At 49.9% G+C, this 19,177-nt stretch carries 17 protein-coding genes; 12 read left to right on the forward strand and 5 right to left on the reverse strand.

Features of this window, described 5'->3' with window-relative positions:
• The first annotated feature begins 239 nt into the window (after positions 1 to 239).
• Positions 240 to 2,399 carry a bifunctional acyl-ACP--phospholipid O-acyltransferase/long-chain-fatty-acid--ACP ligase gene (gene aas / locus K0335_RS17215; RefSeq protein ID WP_104920484.1) on the forward strand — a complete coding sequence of 720 codons (2,160 nt, stop codon included), beginning with the start codon at positions 240 to 242 and terminating at the stop codon, positions 2,397 to 2,399.
• Positions 2,392 to 3,585 (forward strand): lysophospholipid transporter LplT, encoded by a 1,194-nt coding sequence (lplT, locus tag K0335_RS17220; RefSeq protein WP_104917927.1) that lies wholly within the window; start codon positions 2,392 to 2,394, stop codon positions 3,583 to 3,585. The genes aas and lplT overlap by 8 nt, the downstream gene beginning before the upstream one ends.
• A 38-nt stretch (positions 3,586 to 3,623) precedes the next feature.
• Here the strand turns inward: lplT and K0335_RS17225 are convergent, their stop codons facing one another.
• The 5 genes from K0335_RS17225 to mutH form a co-directional block, all read right to left on the reverse strand.
• Entirely contained in the window at positions 3,624 to 5,279 is a 1,656-nt protein-coding gene (locus tag K0335_RS17225) for a DUF4139 domain-containing protein (protein ID WP_229321769.1), read from the reverse strand.
• Between the two features lie 157 nt (positions 5,280 to 5,436).
• Positions 5,437 to 6,477, reverse strand: coding sequence for an NADP(H)-dependent aldo-keto reductase (locus tag K0335_RS17230; protein ID WP_001199325.1), 1,041 nt, complete (start codon positions 6,475 to 6,477; stop codon positions 5,437 to 5,439).
• Between the two features lie 107 nt (positions 6,478 to 6,584).
• Positions 6,585 to 6,803 (reverse strand): lipoprotein YgdR, encoded by a 219-nt coding sequence (ygdR, locus tag K0335_RS17235; protein WP_000758655.1) that lies wholly within the window; start codon positions 6,801 to 6,803, stop codon positions 6,585 to 6,587.
• A gap of 133 nt (positions 6,804 to 6,936) precedes the next feature.
• Positions 6,937 to 7,650, reverse strand: coding sequence for a TerC family protein (locus tag K0335_RS17240; RefSeq protein WP_000895629.1), 714 nt, complete (start codon positions 7,648 to 7,650; stop codon positions 6,937 to 6,939).
• 63 nt (positions 7,651 to 7,713) lie between these two features.
• Complete coding sequence (gene mutH / locus K0335_RS17245) at positions 7,714 to 8,409, reverse strand: DNA mismatch repair endonuclease MutH (RefSeq protein WP_001112893.1); 696 nt, start codon at positions 8,407 to 8,409, stop codon at positions 7,714 to 7,716.
• A gap of 682 nt (positions 8,410 to 9,091) precedes the next feature.
• Here mutH and rppH point away from each other — a divergent pair.
• The 10 genes from rppH to K0335_RS22530 all read left to right on the forward strand — a co-directional run bounded on the left by rppH (position 9,092) and on the right by K0335_RS22530 (position 19,171).
• The gene (rppH, locus tag K0335_RS17250; RefSeq protein WP_000564492.1) at positions 9,092 to 9,622 is read left to right on the forward strand and encodes an RNA pyrophosphohydrolase; all 531 of its coding nucleotides are present in this window, start codon (positions 9,092 to 9,094) and stop codon (positions 9,620 to 9,622) included.
• A 12-nt stretch (positions 9,623 to 9,634) separates the two neighbouring features.
• The gene (gene ptsP, locus K0335_RS17255; RefSeq protein ID WP_104920481.1) at positions 9,635 to 11,881 is read left to right on the forward strand and encodes a phosphoenolpyruvate--protein phosphotransferase; all 2,247 of its coding nucleotides are present in this window, start codon (positions 9,635 to 9,637) and stop codon (positions 11,879 to 11,881) included.
• 163 nt (positions 11,882 to 12,044) lie between these two features.
• The gene (gene lgt, locus K0335_RS17260) at positions 12,045 to 12,920 is read left to right on the forward strand and encodes a prolipoprotein diacylglyceryl transferase (protein WP_104920480.1); all 876 of its coding nucleotides are present in this window, start codon (positions 12,045 to 12,047) and stop codon (positions 12,918 to 12,920) included.
• A gap of 6 nt (positions 12,921 to 12,926) precedes the next feature.
• The gene (gene thyA, locus K0335_RS17265) at positions 12,927 to 13,721 is read left to right on the forward strand and encodes a thymidylate synthase (RefSeq protein ID WP_000816250.1); all 795 of its coding nucleotides are present in this window, start codon (positions 12,927 to 12,929) and stop codon (positions 13,719 to 13,721) included.
• A gap of 174 nt (positions 13,722 to 13,895) precedes the next feature.
• A complete protein-coding gene (locus K0335_RS17270; protein ID WP_000817989.1) occupies positions 13,896 to 14,366 on the forward strand; it encodes a prepilin peptidase-dependent protein in 471 nt (156 codons plus the stop codon).
• Complete coding sequence (locus K0335_RS17275) at positions 14,357 to 14,920, forward strand: prepilin peptidase-dependent protein (RefSeq protein ID WP_176912997.1); 564 nt, start codon at positions 14,357 to 14,359, stop codon at positions 14,918 to 14,920. Before K0335_RS17270 ends, K0335_RS17275 begins: the two co-directional genes overlap by 10 nt.
• A complete protein-coding gene (locus tag K0335_RS17280; protein ID WP_046083260.1) occupies positions 14,917 to 15,321 on the forward strand; it encodes a DUF2509 family protein in 405 nt (134 codons plus the stop codon). The genes K0335_RS17275 and K0335_RS17280 overlap by 4 nt, the downstream gene beginning before the upstream one ends.
• On the forward strand, positions 15,306 to 15,626 hold the full coding sequence (locus tag K0335_RS17285) for a prepilin-type N-terminal cleavage/methylation domain-containing protein (protein WP_001164797.1): 321 nt from the start codon (positions 15,306 to 15,308) through the stop codon (positions 15,624 to 15,626). The genes K0335_RS17280 and K0335_RS17285 overlap by 16 nt, the downstream gene beginning before the upstream one ends.
• A gap of 15 nt (positions 15,627 to 15,641) precedes the next feature.
• Entirely contained in the window at positions 15,642 to 19,010 is a 3,369-nt protein-coding gene (gene recC / locus K0335_RS17290; protein WP_000946806.1) for an exodeoxyribonuclease V subunit gamma, read from the forward strand.
• 38 nt (positions 19,011 to 19,048) lie between these two features.
• Positions 19,049 to 19,171, forward strand: a complete 123-nt coding sequence (locus tag K0335_RS22530) for a hypothetical protein (protein ID WP_255121708.1) — start codon at positions 19,049 to 19,051, stop codon at positions 19,169 to 19,171.
• Positions 19,172 to 19,177: the final 6 nt, after the last annotated feature.

Raw genomic sequence — 19,177 nt, forward strand, 5'->3', positions numbered from 1 at the left:
TTCATTCCTTTGCGTTTTCTCGCTGGCGTAGAGGCTTCATTGAGACCACAATCAAGATCCCAGAGGTATTGATTGGTGAGATTATTCGGTACGCGCTTCGTACCCTGTCTCTTGCACCAACCTGCGCGGATGCGCAGGTTTTTTTTCGCCTCATTTTTTCTCTTGCTCGCATTCCAATCCTCTTCTCGTGTAATCTGCCTTCATTCGTTTTTTCTGAATATTCTGCAAAGGGAGTTGATATGCTTTTCGGCTTTTTTCGTAAATTATGTCAGGTGTTATACCGTGTTCAGGTCACGGGAGACCCAGCGGTACTAAAAGGTGAGCGTGTGCTCATCACACCAAACCATGTTTCCTTTATTGATGGCATCTTGCTGGCGCTGTTTTTACCTGTGCGCCCGGTGTTTGCCGTGTACACATCCATCAGCCAGCAGTGGTATATGCGCTGGTTACAATCCCTTATCGACTTTGTACCGCTGGACCCCACCAAACCGATGGCGATTAAACATCTGGTGCGTCTGGTAGAACAGGGGCGCCCGGTGGTAATTTTTCCGGAAGGGAGAATCACAGTAACCGGTTCGCTGATGAAGATATACGATGGTGCGGGTTTTGTGGCAGCAAAATCAGGCGCGACGGTCGTTCCAGTTCGTATTGAAGGGGCTGAATTAACTCATTTCAGCCGTCTGAAAGGTCTGGTCAAACGTCGATTGTTCCCGAAGATTCATCTGCATATTTTGCCACCAACTCATGTGCCGATGCCGGATGCGCCACGAGCGCGCGATCGCCGTAAAATCGCGGGCGAAATGCTGCACCAGATCATGATGGAAGCGCGGATGGCCGTGCGTCCACGTGAAACGCTGTATGAATCGTTATTGGGAGCTATGCACCGCTACGGTGGCGGAAAAAATTGCGTTGAAGATGTCAATTTTACCCCGGACAGCTATCGAAAATTACTCACCAAGACGCTGTTTGTCGGGCGTATTCTTGAGAAGTACAGTGCAGAAGGGGAAAGAATCGGCTTAATGCTACCCAATGCAGGTATTAGCGCAGCGGTGATTTTCGGGGCCGTTGCCCGTCGCCGTATCCCGGCAATGATGAACTACACCGCCGGCGTAAAAGGGCTAACCAGTGCTATCACTGCCGCTGAAATCAAAACTATTTTCACCTCTCGCCAGTTCCTTGATAAAGGCAAACTCTGGCATCTGCCGGAACAACTCACACAGGTTCGTTGGATATATCTGGAAGACCTGAAAGCCGACGTTACCTTGACAGACAAAGTCTGGATCTTTGCTCATTTATTAATGCCGCATCTGGCACAGGTAAAACAGCAACCCGAGGAAGAGGCGTTAATTCTCTTTACTTCTGGTTCTGAAGGTCATCCTAAAGGGGTGGTTCATAGCCATAAAAGCATTCTGGCAAACGTTGAGCAGATTAAAACTATCGCCGACTTCACCACCAACGACCGCTTTATGTCGGCGTTACCGCTGTTTCACTCTTTTGGTCTGACGGTGGGGCTTTTTACTCCTTTACTGACAGGTGCCGAAGTCTTCCTTTACCCAAGCCCGCTACACTATCGCATTGTGCCGGAGCTGGTGTATGACCGTAATTGCACAGTGCTTTTCGGCACATCAACTTTCCTCGGTCATTACGCGCGCTTTGCCAACCCGTATGATTTCTATCGCCTACGCTATGTGGTGGCTGGTGCAGAAAAACTGCAAGAAAGTACCAAACAGCTTTGGCAGGATAAATTTGGCCTGCGAATTCTCGAAGGTTATGGCGTTACCGAATGTGCGCCGGTGGTCTCTATCAACGTGCCGATGGCAGCCAAACCGGGCACTGTCGGGCGTATTCTGCCAGGAATGGATGCCCGCTTGTTGGCAGTGCCAGGTATTGAAGACGGTGGGCGTTTGCAACTGAAAGGGCCAAATATCATGAATGGCTACTTGCGGGTGGAAAAACCTGGCGTGCTGGAAGTGCCAACCGCAGAGAATATCCAGGGTGAGCTGGAACGCGGCTGGTATGACACTGGCGATATCGTGCGTTTTGACGAGCAAGGGTTTGTGCAGATTCAGGGGCGGGCGAAACGCTTTGCTAAAATTGCCGGGGAGATGGTGTCACTGGAAATGGTTGAACAACTGGCACTGGGGGTTTCGCCTGATAAAGTTCACGCCACCGCAATTAAGAGCGATGCCAGCAAAGGTGAGGCACTGGTGCTGTTCACCACCGACAGCGAGCTGACGCGTGACAAATTGCAACAATACGCCCGCGAGCACGGTGTACCAGAACTTGCTGTACCACGCGATATTCGCTATCTGAAACAGATGCCGCTGTTGGGCAGTGGTAAGCCAGACTTTGTGACACTAAAAAGCTGGGTCGACGAGCCGGAAAAACATAATGAGTGAGTCAGTGCACACTAACACTTCGCTATGGTCGAAGGGGATGAAGGCCGTTATCATCGCGCAGTTTCTTTCTGCATTTGGTGATAACGCGCTACTGTTTGCCACGCTGGCATTACTGAAAGCGCAATTTTACCCGGAATGGAGCCAGCCAGTTCTGCAAATGGTGTTTGTGGGTGCTTACATTCTGTTTGCGCCGTTTGTGGGACAGGTGGCCGATAGCTTTGCGAAAGGTCGGGTGATGATGTTCGCCAATGGCCTGAAGCTGCTGGGGGCTGCCAGTATTTGCTTTGGTTTTAATCCATTTGTTGGCTATACGCTGGTTGGCATTGGCGCTGCGGCTTATTCTCCGGCGAAATATGGCATCCTTGGTGAGCTGACCACGGGAGACAAACTGGTAAAAGCCAATGGTCTGATGGAAGCCTCCACGATTGCCGCGATTTTGCTGGGTTCCGTCGCTGGTGGCGTGCTGGCTGATTTGCATGTGCTGGTGGCATTGGCCGCTTGTGCACTGGCATATGCCGGGGCGGTAGCAGCGAATATCTACATTCCGAAACTGGCAGCAGCGCGTCCTGGGCAGTCGTGGAATGTCCTTAAAATGACCTGTAGTTTTAAATCTGCCTGCACCTCATTGTGGCAAAACGGTGAAACTCGCTTCTCGCTGGTGGGCACCAGTTTGTTCTGGGGGGCGGGAGTCACATTACGTTTTCTGCTGGTATTGTGGGTGCCCGTCGCTTTAGGGATCACTGACAACGCGACGCCAACGTATCTTAACGCGATGGTGGCGATTGGTATTGTGCTTGGTGCGGGGGCAGCCGCAAAACTGGTGACGCTGGAAACGGTCTCTCGTTGTATGCCTGCCGGGATCTTGATTGGTGTGGTGGTACTGTTTTTCTCGCTACAACATGAACTGCTACCCGCCTATGCGTTGTTAATGTTGATTGGCGTCCTGGGTGGCTTTTTTGTTGTCCCACTGAATGCGTTGCTACAAGAGCGAGGCAAAAAAAGCGTTGGGGCGGGTAATGCTATCGCAGTACAGAACCTCGGCGAAAACAGTGCCATGTTGCTGATGTTAGGTATTTACTCGCTGGCGGTATTGGTGGGGATTCCGGTCGTACCCATTGGCATTGGTTTTGGTGCACTGTTTGCACTGGCAATAACGGCGCTCTGGATTTGGCAGCGCCGTCATTAAGCGTGTACCGGGCGGCGTTATTTGCTGCCCGATGAAGATTACAGTCCCGATGGTTGTATATTTTTGGGATATTTAACAGAGTAAGAGAACGGCAAGCTGACGTTCTCTTTCCCTGCCAGATGGAGCTTCCAGCTAAGCTCTCCTGTTTTGGCGTTTAACTGCGCCTGACCGTACTGCATTTTGTCTACCGTAATATCGCTATGGGAACTTATTGGAATCTGATCAACAAGCGTTAAATCTACCGCTTCGCCGTAGCTGTTTTTCACAGTGACGGTATAGCTGAAGTTACGTACCACACTGTCATTAAAAATAGAGATAGCGTTCTCTTTTTTCAGTACCGCCTTACGTTGAATAATCAGTTTTGGATCGCGATTAAGCTGGATATCCAGGGAATTGCCATCTTCCGGTGGCTGCAAGTAGCCAAGGCCAGTGCGATTATTATCAAAGAAGATCTGACTTTCACCCGGAATTAAATTGAGCTGTTCCCACTCTTTAATTTGGACCTGCAAGTAAACGTCGTTACTCAATTTGGGTATAGCGAAGAAGCGGTAATCGCCAGCGACTGACTCTTCTTTGATCACAACAGTACGTGCCGTGTTGTCGCTGTCGATCTGCCACGGTAAAGAAAGCGTGTAGTGAACATTTTGCGCGGTTAAGTTTTCTGGTTGTGGTGAAACAGGCGCTTTCTCTGCGACATACCGGCTTTTGACACTAGCTTGTTGCGCCTGTGCCTCTTTCGCTGCGTGCGCCCCAGCTTTTTCAAAGTCAACGACTTTGTCGGCCGCAGCTCTTTGATGCGGTGCTGATAGTGACTTCTGCTGATAACTCCTCATATCACCATACTCTGGAACATCAACATATTGAGGTTCCAGTTGCGGCAGCATCAGGTGGGTATCAGGTTCATTGGTCGAGAGCTCCATATTGACGTTTTTCCACGCCAGGCCAGTGTACTGTCGAATACTGGCTTTGTAGACCAGCCGTAGCGGTTGGTTGATAGCACTGGCGTGAATATCATAGAGCGGTGTCCAGGAGGCATCTGGTGTCATGTATCGCACCACGGCCTGCGTTTTGACGGCTTTCGGTGCATATACCCGCGCGATAATGACCTGTGGTTCGTCTGCGCCATCCGACGAGCCATTACTCATATTTTCTCGCTGCTCTAATTTATCTATTGCATCTTGATTTTCAGCGAGTTTCTGCGTTAGTTCGCTATCTGCACGTAATAGCTCGCCATTTTTCTCTTTCACCATTTGCAGATACTTGCCGACTTCAGCAGCATTTTTTTGAGTTAATGTGTTGTTCGCCTCTAATACCTTGACTTGAGCTGCGATATTGTCTTTCTCAGCAGTGAGTTTTGCCTGCTCCAGTCGGGCCGCTTTTAGCTGCTGTTGAACATCAGAAAGAAGTGCCTGGGATGGCGTTTCTTGTAACGCTAACCGGGAAGAGAGCACAGTCACACCGTTATCCATAGCAATGGCAATACTGTCTGGTGTAACTGAGTTGGCAATATTGGTGAAAATGATTTCACTTTCACCTGTCGGTAAATTAAGTGTCTCTACCCCTTGCAGGCTGGCGCCATGCAGATAAACAGTGACGTCTTTTAGTGTTAGCGGTTGGGTTAATTGCACCCCCCAGGCAGAGGACATACAACCGGCAAGCAGCATCGCGAGGGGAAGGGGTTTTAAAATCAACATGGTTATCCTTAACAATGGGCACAGACAATGGAACGCACGCTGGCGTTAACGGAAAGAGTCTATTCTTCTTAAGCAGGAAAAGTGCGGCGAAATGCAGGGATTGTATTCTGAAAAATCGAGAAAAGAGACGCCTGGCGAAGAACGCCAGGCAAGGACGTTAAGGTGCCGGATAGGTATAAACTTGATGGACCGCTTCAATTTCTGCCAACACGTCTTCACTCAGTTGCAGATGTAAGCTTTCGACGTTGGTTTTTAGTTGTTCCATGGTGGTCGCACCCAGAAGGGTACTGGCAACAAACGGCTGCTGGCGCACAAAAGCCAGTGCCATCTGAGCGGGGTCAAGATTATGACGTCTGGCTATATCGACATAGGCCGCCACCGCCTTTTGTGCTTGTTCGCCGCTATAGCGCGTGAAGCGACTAAAGAGCGTATTACGCGCGCCAGCCGGTTTGGCACCGTTGAGATATTTACCTGTCAGCGTACCAAAACCAAGACATGAATAAGCCAGCAGCTCGACCCCTTCATACTGGCTGACTTCCGCCAGCCCCACTTCGAAGCTGCGGTTCAACAAACTATAGGGGTTTTGAATAGTGACAATGCGCGGCAGATCGTGCTTATCTGCCAGATGCAGATAGCGCATTACGCCAAATGCAGTTTCATTTGAGACGCCGATATAACGAATTTTACCTGCGCGTTGGTACTCAGCCAAAGCATCCAGCGTATCGAGCAACGAAACTACAGGCGCGGAATCAGTCCAGCTATATCCCAGTTTGCCAAAACAGTTGGTCGGACGTTGCGGCCAGTGCACCTGATAGAGATCGAGATAATCGGTCTGTAAACGCTTAAGGCTATCATGTAATGCTTCGCGAATGTTCTTCCTGTCCAGCGCCTGATCCGGGCGAATACCCTTATCATTGTTACGTGACGGTCCACTCACTTTTGAGGCGATAATCAGCTTTTCGCGGCTACCCTGTTTTGCCAGCCAGTTACCGACGTAAGTTTCAGTCAAACCTTGTGTTTCCGGGCGTGGTGGCACGGGATACATCTCTGCAACGTCGATAAGGTTAATGCCCTGCGCGACGGCATAGTCGAGTTGTGCGTGTGCGTCGGCTTCGCTGTTCTGTTCACCAAACGTCATCGTGCCAAGCCCCAGCGTGCTGACTTCCAGCGAACTGTGGGGTATACGGTGATATTGCATAGCCGTTTCCTTTTTATAATCACGACATGAGGACTATAAAAATGGCAGAGGGAAAGGAAAAGGGAAAGTGAAATATCTTAAGGCCAGCAGGAGGCTGACCTTATTGCTTAACGCTCAATGATTTGCGAAACGTCATCACGATTAATCTGCATGGCATTGCCTTGTTGATCGTGATAGCTCACAAGCCCGGTATCATCATCAATTTCCGGTTTGCCATCAGTCAGGATCATACGGCCATCTTTCGTTGCCATCACGTAATCGCTGCTACAACCGGAAACAGCAAACGCCAGCCCGACTGCAGAAATTATAACTGCCCATTTTTTCATCCGGTTATCCTCATTTAGCCCATAAATGATAATAGTCTGTTTATAAACCGACGTTATATATCTTGAAAGCAGGAAAGTCTTAAACTGTGAGGAGAGGGGGGGGACGCTCTCCCGCAGGAGAGCGTGTGGTGCGTCAGAGCGGATTCTTTTTATTGCGAATCAGGTTGAGGCTTTCAACCGCGATAGAGAAGAACATCGCGAAATAGATATAACCTTTCGGTACGTGGATATCGAAACTTTCCAGAATCAAGGTAAAGCCCACCAGAATCAGGAAAGAGAGTGCCAACATTTTTACCGACGGATGCCGATCCACAAACTCACCAATCGGGCGTGCGGCGAACATCATTACGCCTACAGCAATTACCACTGCCGCCATCATAATAAACAGATGATCCGACAGACCTACCGCGGTAATAACGGAGTCAAGGCTGAAAATAATATCCAACAACATAATCTGCACGATGGCGCCGAGGAATGACGAAACGCGCGTTTTCAGCCCTTCTTCTTCACCCTCGATAGACTCGTGGATTTCCTTACTGGCTTTCCAGATCAGGAACAGGCCGCCGAGCAACAGGATTAAATCACGTGCCGATATTTCCTGACCAAAGATCTCAAACAACGGATTGGTTAAACGCGTCACCCAGGCAATAGACGCCAGCAATGCCAGACGCATCACCATTGCCGCAGCCAGACCAAGACGTCGCGCATGACCGCGCTGCGCCGTAGGAAGTTTCGCCACCACCAGAGAAAGGAAAATAATATTATCGATCCCTAACACGATCTCCAGCAGCGTCAGCGTACCGAGCGCAAGCCAGGCGTTAGGATCGGTGATCCATGCAAATAACATCTAAAAAGCCCTGCCAAAAAAAATGAAGCGATAATTATATGCCCGGAATTCGGCAGATCAAAGTTATGGCTGCTGGATCAGAAAATGACGGGCCAGTAATGCACTGGTGAAATTCTTTTTCAGGTAGAAACCGCGGGGTAACGTTAAAATCGGTTCGCCATTAGCGCCAATGGCTTCGGTCAGGGCTTTAGCGTTGGCTGCTTTCGGTCGCAGCTGTAAAACTTCACCATGCCGGGCGGTGATACGCTCTACCCGACCCAGCACGATCATATCCATCAGTTCTTCCCAGTCGAGACGTAGCTGGCGATCTTCTTCTTCATTTGGGCTCCATAACAATGGTGAACCCACACGCCGTTGCGCAAGGGGAATGCTTCGTTCACCTTCGACAGGTATCCACAGGACGCGTTTTAGTTTGTGTCGCACGTGGCTGGTTTCCCAGGTAACCCCCGTGTTTCCGGTTAATGGCGCGACACAAACAAATGTGGTTTCCAGCGGACGACCAAGACTGTCCACCGGAATTGTTTTTAGCTCGACTCCCAGTGCGGCGAAATCCTGTTCCGGTTTGCTCCCTGCGCTGGCCCCCAGCCAGATCTCCAGCAGAACACCAATCCAGCCTTTATCCCGCTTTAAATCTTTGGGCGTTACCATCCCGGCAAGGGCTGCCAACTCCCCTAAGGTATAGCCAGAGAGCTGCTGTGCCTGAGCAAGTAATTCAGCTTCTGAGGCAGGGGATGTAAGAAGAGGGCGGATGTCGGGCATACTATTCAACCTTGGTTAAAAAACAAACAGCAATTTTATACCGGGTGTACAGAGTGTATATTTTTCCCTGAGAGATATTCAATGCTATGATTTATATGATTTTTTATCTATAACTTTATACTGTTGCGCAACAGCGCTAACGGTTTTCCAATTCTGGTCACTGAAAATAAACAGGATCTTACACCATGTTATCCACAGAAAGTTGGGATAACTGTGAAAAACCCATACTACTGGTTTGATTTACAGCCTTGACGTGCGACGTAAATCGAATTTTCGTACGAATTGTCACTCACTTTGGTGTGCATTCTGTGGATAAAATCGTTGTCGATTAAATTTTCGCCACACCGGTAAATGGTGATGTGATGTATATCACATATTCCTATTACTCCTGCCAAAAAACACATCTAATTATATGAATATAAATAAAAAAAATTACGCCCACTCAACGTGCTCGTTCAGAAAATTCTTGGTTTTCCCGTGGTAATTCCGTAGTTCTTCACAACTCTATCCACAGAAAAGGTGAATAAAATTGCCTGACAGTCGTTCTTCTGTTTATAACTTTGCCTTTAACTGTGAGTTATTCAAATGTTATTAGTAAGCTGTCGCTTTAACAGAGTGGTTTACCGCCTCACTGGAGTGTGAAACAATCGTTTGTATATAAAGTTTATGTTGAGGTAGTCCGGTGATTGATGACGATGGCTACCGCCCAAATGTAGGTATCGTAATTTGTAATCGCCAGGGGCAAGTTATGTGGGCCCGGCGATATGGTCAGCACTCCTGGCAATTCCCTCAGGGCGGGATTAACCCAGGAGAATCAGCAGAACAGGCGATGTACCGGGAACTGTTTGAAGAGGTTGGATTAAGCCGCAAAGATGTGCGGATCCTCGCCTCGACTCGCAACTGGTTGCGTTACAAGTTACCGAAACGTTTGGTGCGTTGGGATACAAAGCCGGTGTGTATCGGCCAGAAACAAAAGTGGTTCCTTTTGCAATTGATGAGCGCTGATGCGGAAATCAATATGCAAACCAGCAGTACTCCAGAGTTTGACGGTTGGCGCTGGGTTAGTTACTGGTACCCCGTCCGACAGGTGGTGTCATTTAAACGTGATGTCTACCGCAGGGTGATGAAAGAGTTTGCAAGTGTAGTCATGGCGCTTCAGGACAATACGCCGAAGCCACAAAACTCACCTGCTTATCGACGTAAAAGAGGTTAAGTCACGCAAATCATGCTCACTCGCCTGCGCGAAATAGTCGAAAAAGTTGCCAGTGCTCCGCGCCTCAATGAGGCGCTGAACATTCTGGTCACCGATATCTGTCTTGCGATGAACACCGAAGTCTGTTCGGTCTATCTGGCCGATCATGACCGCCGTTGTTACTACCTTATGGCGACCCGGGGGCTGAAAAAACCACGTGGTCGCACTGTAGCGCTCGCGTTTGATGAAGGTATCGTCGGCCTGGTTGGCAGGCTGGCAGAACCTATCAACCTTGCAGATGCGCAAAAACATCCCAGCTTTAAATATGTTCCTTCGGTTAAAGAAGAGCGTTTTCGCGCCTTCCTTGGCGTGCCGATTATTCAGCGTCGGCAGTTGCTGGGGGTATTAGTCGTCCAGCAGCGGGAAATTCGTCAATACGACGAAAGCGAAGAATCTTTCCTGGTTACGCTTGCCACCCAAATGGCAGCCATTCTTTCTCAATCGCAATTGACCGCCTTGTTTGGTCAGTATCGTCAGACACGAATCCGTGCTTTGCCTGCGGCACCGGGCGTAGCGATTGCAGAAGGCTGGCAGGATGCAACACTGCCATTAATGGAACAGGTTTATCAGGCTTCTACCCTCGACCCGGCGCTGGAGCGTGAGCGCCTGACCGGAGCACTGGAAGAGGCAGCAAACGAATTTCGCCGTTACAGTAAGCGTTTTTCTGCCGGAGCGCAGAAAGAGACTGCCGCCATCTTTGACCTTTATTCCCACTTGCTCTCTGATGCCCGCTTGCGCCGTGAGCTATTTGCCGAAGTGGATAATGGTTCGGTTGCTGAGTGGGCAGTGAAAACGGTAATCGAAAAATTTGCCGAGCAGTTTGCTGCACTCACCGATAACTACCTGAAAGAACGCGCTGGCGACTTACGTACACTGGGGCAGCGTTTATTATTCCATCTTGACGATTCCGTACAGGCCACCAATGCCTGGCCAGAGCGCTTTATCCTGGTGGCTGATGAACTTTCTGCGACGACGCTCGCAGAGCTTCCCCAGGATCGTCTGGCAGGTGTTGTGGTGCGAGATGGCGCAGCAAACTCTCATGCTGCGATTATGGTGCGAGCGTTAGGTATTCCAACTGTCATGGGGGCCGATATTCAGCCCTCTGTGCTTCATAAACGTACGCTTATTGTCGATGGTTATCGCGGAGAATTATTGGTTGATCCTGAACCGGTTTTAATTCAGGAATATCAGCGTCTTATCAGCGAAGAAATCGAACTTAGCCGTATTGCCGAAGATGATGTCAATCGCCCGGCACAGCTGAAAAGCGGCGAAAGCATTAAAGTCATGCTCAATGCTGGCTTAAGCCCGGAACATGAAGAGAAATTAGGCAGTCGTATTGACGGTATCGGCCTGTACCGTACCGAAATCCCTTTTATGCTACAAAGCGGTTTTCCATCTGAAGAAGAGCAGGTGGCGCAGTATCAGGGAATGTTGCAAATGTTCAACGATAAACCTGTTACGTTGCGAACGCTGGATGTTGGTGCAGATAAACAACTGCCTTATATGCCTATCAGTGAAGAGAATCCGTGTCTGGGATGGCGGGGGATTCGCATAACCCTCGACCAGCCGGAGATCTTTCTGGTACAGGTGCGTGCGATGCTGCGCGCTAATGCTGCCACCGGAAATCTCAGCATTCTACTGCCAATGGTCACCAGCATTGATGAAGTAGATGAAGCACGTCGCTTAATTGAGCGTGCCGGACGTGAAGTTGAAGAAATGATCGGTTACGCGATCCCAAAACCGCGTATTGGTATCATGCTGGAAGTGCCATCAATGATCTTTATGTTGCCGCACCTGGCCAACCGGATCGACTTTATCTCAGTGGGAACGAACGATCTCACTCAGTACATTCTGGCGGTTGATCGCAACAATACCCGTGTGGCGAATATCTACGATAGCCTTCATCCTGGAATGTTGCGGGTGTTGGCGGTAATTGCTCAGGAAGCGGAGAAATACGGTATCGATCTTCGCCTGTGTGGTGAAATGGCGGGCGATCCGATGTGTGTGGCTATTCTGATTGGTATGGGGTATCGACATCTCTCTATGAATGGTCGCTCGATTGCCCGCGTGAAGTATCTTCTGCGTAACATCGATTATGACGATGCTAAAAACCTTGCTGAACGGAGTCTGGAAGCGCAACTGGCAACCGAAGTTCGTCATCAGGTGGCGGCATTTATGGAGCGGCGCGGCTTAGGCGGACTGATACGTGGCGGGCTTTAAAAGCCCGTCTGTAAAACGTAACGAAGCATTACTTTTACAGCTAATCGGGCAATATGCCCGATCCCTTGTGCTATTATTCGCACCTTTGGAGCGCCTGTAACCTGCGGTGCGCATTGCATTCGCTGACCCTTTCCAGCGAGATAACAATAACTTGTGGTGACAGATGACCAGTAGCTATCTGCATTTCCCGGAATTCGATCCGGTCATATTTTCAATTGGCCCCGTCGCGCTTCACTGGTACGGCCTGATGTATCTGGTTGGTTTTATCTTTGCGATGTGGCTGGCGACCCGCCGTGCTAATCGTCCTGGCAGCGGCTGGACTAAAAACGAAGTAGAAAACTTACTCTATGCGGGCTTCCTGGGCGTATTCCTCGGTGGACGTATTGGTTATGTTCTGTTCTACAACTTCCCACAGTTCCTGGATGATCCGTTGTATCTGTTCCGTGTCTGGGATGGCGGTATGTCCTTCCATGGTGGTCTGATTGGCGTAATCGTGGTGATGTTCATTTTCGCTCACCGTACAAAACGCTCTTTCTTCCAGGTCTCTGATTTTATTGCGCCACTTATCCCGTTTGGCCTCGGTGCCGGGCGACTTGGCAACTTCATTAATGGTGAATTGTGGGGCCGCGTGGACCCGAACTTCCCGTTTGCCATGCTGTTCCCAGGCTCCCGTACAGAAGATATTTTGCTGCTGCAAACCAACCCGCAATGGCAATCCATTTTCGATACTTATGGTGTGCTACCGCGTCATCCGTCACAGCTGTACGAACTGCTGCTGGAAGGTGTGGTGCTGTTTATTATCCTCAACCTGTATATTCGTAAACCGCGCCCGATGGGAGCAGTTTCCGGCTTGTTCCTGATTGGCTATGGCGTGTTTCGTATTATTGTCGAATTTTTCCGCCAGCCGGATGCGCAATTTACTGGCGCATGGGTGCAGTACATCAGCATGGGGCAAATTCTTTCCATCCCGATGATTGTCGCGGGTGTGATCATGATGGTCTGGGCATATCGTCGCAGCCCGCAGCAACACGTTTCCTGAGGAACCATGAAACAGTATTTAGAACTGATGCAAAAAGTGCTCGACGAAGGCACTCAGAAAAACGACCGTACCGGAACCGGAACGCTTTCCATTTTTGGTCATCAGATGCGTTTTAACCTGCAGGAGGGATTCCCGCTGGTAACAACTAAACGGTGCCACCTGCGTTCCATCATCCACGAACTGCTGTGGTTTTTGCAGGGTGATACCAACATTGCGTACCTGCATGAAAACAATGTCACTATCTGGGATGAATGGGCCGACGAAAACGGCGATCTCGGTCCGGTGTATGGCAAACAATGGCGCGCCTGGCCAACGCCGGATGGTCGTCATATTGACCAGATCACTACGGTACTGAACCAGCTGAAAAACGACCCGGATTCCCGCCGCATTATTGTTTCAGCCTGGAACGTAGGCGAACTGGATAAAATGGCACTGGCTCCATGCCATGCATTCTTCCAGTTCTATGTGGCAGACGGCAAACTCTCTTGCCAGCTTTATCAGCGCTCCTGTGACGTCTTCCTCGGCCTGCCGTTTAACATTGCCAGCTATGCGTTACTTGTGCATATGATGGCGCAGCAGTGTGATCTGGAAGTGGGCGATTTTGTCTGGACGGGAGGCGACACGCACCTCTACAGCAACCACATGGATCAAACCCATCTGCAATTAAGCCGCGAGCCACGTTCGCTGCCGAAGTTGATTATCAAACGTAAACCTGAATCCATCTTCGACTACCGTTTCGAAGACTTTGAGATTGAAGGCTACGATCCGCATCCGGGCATCAAAGCCCCTGTTGCGATTTAAATCCTGCCAAAGCCGACGCCATTGTGCGTCGGTTTTTTTCTCTCCCGGCCAATTCTTCGAGCTGCCTTCCCGAAATTTTGCAACGTTGTGCAACCCATAAAAAAGTTCTGAAAGCGCGCCGAATAACAAAAAATTAAGCCTCGCCAGAAATTTTCCTCACGTCATACTGCCGCCATGAAAAGAGAACAGGGCTATACGCTTATCGAAATTCTGGTCGCGATGCTCATTATTGCGCTACTGAGCGCAGGGGGCGTTTATGGCTGGCAGAGCTGGCAACAGCAGCAACGACTCTGGCAAACCGCCTGCCAGCTGCGCGATTACTTACTGTATTTGCGTGAGGATGCCAACTGGCATAACCGCGATCATGTCATCAGTGTTATCAGGGAGGGAAAGTCATGGTGTCTTGTCAGCTCAGCCGTAGGGCAAACAACCTGCATGCCCGCCTCACCACTGATATTTACGCCCGGTTGGGAAGAGATAAACCTGGCCGAAGCCACTCCGGCACTGGCGTTTTATGGCCTGCGCAATACTGCCTGGCCTGGTCATATTCGTCTGCAAAACACCGCAGGCGAATGGCAAATAGTGATCTCTCCCTGGGGGCGAATCCGCTTGTGCAAGCCAACCCAGGTAGAGAGCTGCCGTTAAACGAGCGTGGTTTTTCTTTACTTGAAGTGCTTATCGCGATGGCGATCAGTAGCGTGTTATTGCTTGGTACAGCTCGTTTTTTACCTGCTATTCAACGTGATGTCTTAAGCAATACGTTAAAACTGGCGCTGGAAGACGAACTCTGGCAACGCACTTATACGGTCGCAAAACATCTCCAGCGGGCGGGATATTGCCGGGGGAAATGTAGCGGTGAAGGATTAAAAATCGTCAATAACGGAGAGTGCATAATTGTTCAGTGGGATGCCAACAATAATGGCCGCTTTGAAACAGCCCCCTCCAAAGACTCAGAACAAGTGGGATTCCGTCTCAAAGATAACGCCCTGGAAACACTGCGCGGCGCGACATCCTGCACCGGTAAAGGCTGGGACAGGATGACCGAACCTGATGCCATTGTCGTCGAAACGTTCACGGTTGAGAGGCATAACCAAAACGGTTTCGCTCCACTTCTCACCGTGCGATTACGTGGTGCCAGTAAAAACAAACCACAGCACAGTACAGAGGCGCAATACAGCGTGACGGGGTTTAATTTGTGAATCGTGAACGGGGAGTCTCGTCGCTGGGCTTAGTCTTGTTATTGCTGATCCTCGGTAGCTTACTGCTTCAGGGGCTAAATCAGCAGGAGCGCAGCTACTCTGCACGCGTCGCGCTGGAAAGCCAGGCATTAAAACGTCAGGCAATCGTACAGTCAGCACTGGAGTGGGGGAAATCGCAACACTGGCCACTGCAACATGACGCTCAGTGCCAGAGATATCAGCAACTCGCGGTGGTCTGTCTGCGCCTGTTAGCGAATGATGAGGCTGTGCTTATCGCTCAGTACTCTGGCGTCTCTTTATGGCAAATGGCAGCGAGAGAAAATAATAGCGTCACCTTCTCGGCAACCGGCTGGAGCGATTTCTGTCCATTAAAAGAGGAGGTGCTATGCAACATTCCCTGAAAAGCCAACGGGGATTCAGCTTGCCGGAAGTGATTGTGGCGATGGTATTAATGGTCATGATTGTGACGGCATTGTCTGGTTATCAGCGGGCACTGATGAACAGTTTTGTGCTCAAAAATCAGTACTTACAACTCTGGCGCACCAGCTGGCAACAAACACATTTGCGGTCAATTTCGCCACCTGTGAACTGGCAAGTTAACCGGGTGGAGACATCGCAGTCCGGATGTGTCAGCATCAGCGCTACGCTATTTTCACCACTGGGCAGGACAGGCGAGATGACACGCCTGCATTGCCCGAATCGTTAGTCGTCAGGAGCCGCTATGCTAAGGGTCTACCATTCGAATCGTCTGGATGTGCTGGAAGCGCTAATGGAGTTTATTGTTGAGCGCGAGCGGCTGGACGATCCCTTTGAGCCGGAAATGATTCTGGTACAAAGCACCGGGATGGCGCAATGGTTACAGATGGCCCTGTCGCAGAAGTTTGGCATTGCGGCAAATATCGAATTCCCGCTGCCAGCAAGTTTCATCTGGGATATGTTCGTTCGTGTATTGCCAGAGATCCCCAAAGAGAGCGCGTTTAATAAACAGAGCATGACCTGGAAATTAATGACGCTGTTACCGCAGTGGTTGGATCGGGAAGATTTTACCCTGCTACGTCATTATTTGACTGACGATTCTGACAAACGAAAACTCTTTCAGCTTTCTGCGCGTGCAGCGGATCTTTTTGACCAGTATTTGGTTTATCGCCCTGAGTGGCTTTCCCAGTGGGAAGCCGGAAAATTGGTTGATGGGCTGAGCGAAGCGCAAGTGTGGCAGGCACCTTTGTGGAAGGCACTGGTGGAATACACTGCTGAACTGGGGCAACCACGTTGGCACCGTGCCAATCTTTATCAACGCTTTATTGAAACGCTGGAGTCGGCTACCACCTGCCCACCGGGATTACCTTCCCGCGTCTTTATTTGCGGTATTTCCGCGTTACCCCCGGTGTATCTGCAAGCTCTACAGGCACTGGGTAAGCATATAGAAATTCATCTTTTGTTTACTAACCCCTGTCGTTATTACTGGGGAGATATTAAAGATCCTGCTTATCTGGCAAAACTCCTTACCCGCCAGCGTCGGCACAGCTTTGAAGACCGCGAATTACCGCTGTTTCGTAAGGGCGTTGATGCAGAAAAATTGTTTAATAGCGAAGGCGAACAGGATGTTGGTAATCCACTTTTAGCCTCCTGGGGCAAGTTGGGGCGTGATTATATTTATCTGCTTTCCGATCTCGATAACAGCCAGGAGTTGGATGCTTTCGTTGATATCACGCCAGATAATCTGTTGCATAACATTCAGTCCGATATTCTGGAGCTGGAAAATCGGGCGGTGGCGGGCGTTAATATTGAAGAGTTTTCCCGTAGCGATAAGAAAAGGCTGCTCGATCCGCAGGATAACAGCGTGACCTTCCATGTTTGCCATAGCCCGCAACGTGAAGTTGAAGTGCTACATGATCGCTTGCTGGCAATGCTGGAGGAAGATCCCACACTGACACCTCGCGACATTATTGTGATGGTGGCCGACATTGACAGTTACAGTCCGTTTATTCAGGCCGTCTTTGGGAGCGCACCAGCCGATCGTTACCTGCCTTATGCCATTTCCGACCGTCGGGCGCGTCAGTCGCATCCGGTACTGGAAGCATTTATCACTCTGCTCTCTTTACCTGACAGTCGTTTTGTTTCCGAGGATGTTCTGGCCTTGCTGGATGTACCTGTACTTGCGGCGCGGTTTGATATTACCGAAGAAGGGCTACGTTATTTACGCCAATGGGTAAATGAGTCAGGCATTCGTTGGGGGATTGACGACGATAACGTACGTGAGCTGGAGCTGCCTGCCACCGGTCAACATACCTGGCGCTTTGGCCTGACACGTATGCTGTTAGGTTACGCCATGGAAAGTGCTCAGGGTGAGTGGCAGTCTGTCCTGCCTTATGATGAATCCAGCGGCCTGATTGCCGAGCTGGTGGGGCATCTGGCATCACTGTTGATGCAACTGAACATCTGGCGTCGTGGACTTGCGCAGGAACGACCACTGGAAGAGTGGCTACCTGTGTGTCGTGACATGCTCAATGCCTTCTTCCTGCCAGATGCCGAAACCGAAGCAGCGATGACACTTATTGAACAACAGTGGCAGGCCGTGATTGCTCAGGGGCTTGGCGCACAATATAACGAAGCTGTACCGCTTTCATTGCTCCGCGACGAGCTGGCACAACGCCTTGATCAAGAACGTATCAGCCAGCGATTCCTTGCGGGGCCAGTGAATATTTGCACTCTCATGCCAATGCGCTCTATCCCCTTCAAAGTGGTCTGCTTATTAGGAATGAATGACGGTGTTTATCCTCGTCAGCTTGCACCGCTGGGGTTTGATTTAATGAGTCAGAAACCGCGCCGTGGGGATCGTAGTCGTCGTGATGATGACCGCTATCTGTTCCTGGAAGCGCTGATCTCTGCGCAGCAAAAGCTTTATATCAGTTATATCGGGCGTTCCATTCAGGATAACAGCGAACGTTTTCCTTCCGTGCTGGTACAGGAGTTAATTGACTATATTGGTCAAAGCCATTACTTACCGGGCGATGAAGCGCTGAACTGCGACGAAAGCGAAGCGAAGGTAAAAGCACATATTACCTGTATGCATACCCGTATGCCGTTTGATCCGCAAAATTACCTGCCTGGTGAGCAGCAAAGCTATGCCAGAGAGTGGCTACCTGCTGCCAGTCAGTCTGGTGAGGCACATTCTGATTTTGTGCAGCCATTGCCATTTGAAATGCCGTCAACACTATTGCTGGAATCTTTACAACGTTTTTGGGCGCATCCGGTAAGAGCCTTCTTTCAGATGCGTCTGCGAGTAAATTTCCGTGCGCAAGAGAGCGAGATCCCTGATACCGAACCGTTCACGCTGGAAGGGCTAACCCGTTATCAAATTAACCAGCAACTACTTAACACCCTGGTTGAGCAGGAAGATGCTGAGCGTCTTTTCCGCCGATTCCGAGCCGCAGGGGAGCTGCCTTATGGTGCTTTTGGTGAGATCCTGTGGGAAACCCAGTGTCAGGAGATGCAACAGCTGGCTGACCGGGTGATTGCCTGTCGCCTGCCAGGGCAAAGCATGGAGGTTGATCTCAACTGTAATGGCGTACAATTAACCGGCTGGCTACCACAAGTCCAGGACGATGGTTTATTGCGTTGGCGACCATCGTTGCTTAGCGTTTCACAAGGCGTGCAACTTTGGCTGGAACATCTTGTCTATTGCGCCTGTGGTGGTACAGGGGAAAGCCGTCTGTTTTTACGTAAAGATGGCGAATGGCGTTTCCCACCACTGGAAACAGAACAGGCGTTACATTACCTTGCGCAGCTTATAGAGGGCTATCGGGAAGGAATGTCCTCACCGCTGTTGGTGTTACCCGAAAGCGGTGGTGCATGGATTAAAACCTGTTATGACACTGAAAATGATGTGATTTTAACTGACGAAGATACACAACAAAAAGCGCGAACTAAGTTCCTGCAAGCGTATGAAGGCAACATGATAGTTCGTGGGGAAGGCGATGATATCTGGTATCAACGCCTGTGGCGTCAGCTCGAACCTGAGACTCTGGAAACGATAGTTTCTCAGTCTCAACGTTTTTTGTTACCTATTTTTCGTTTCAATCAGTCATAACGATTGTTTAAAAATTGCGCAAGCAGGTCGCTTACTCTATGATGCGCACCAGTCACGGACTGATTGTTATTTATACCGACGCTGAGCAGTTCAGCGGCATATTTTGTATTCTCCGGTTGATGCGCTTTAATGCGTTGATTCAGGTTGAAAAATATCGTTAATCATGA

Source organism: Escherichia sp. GZ89 (genome assembly GCF_019366485.1).
In the GTDB taxonomy this organism is placed as follows: domain Bacteria; phylum Pseudomonadota; class Gammaproteobacteria; order Enterobacterales; family Enterobacteriaceae; genus Escherichia; species Escherichia fergusonii.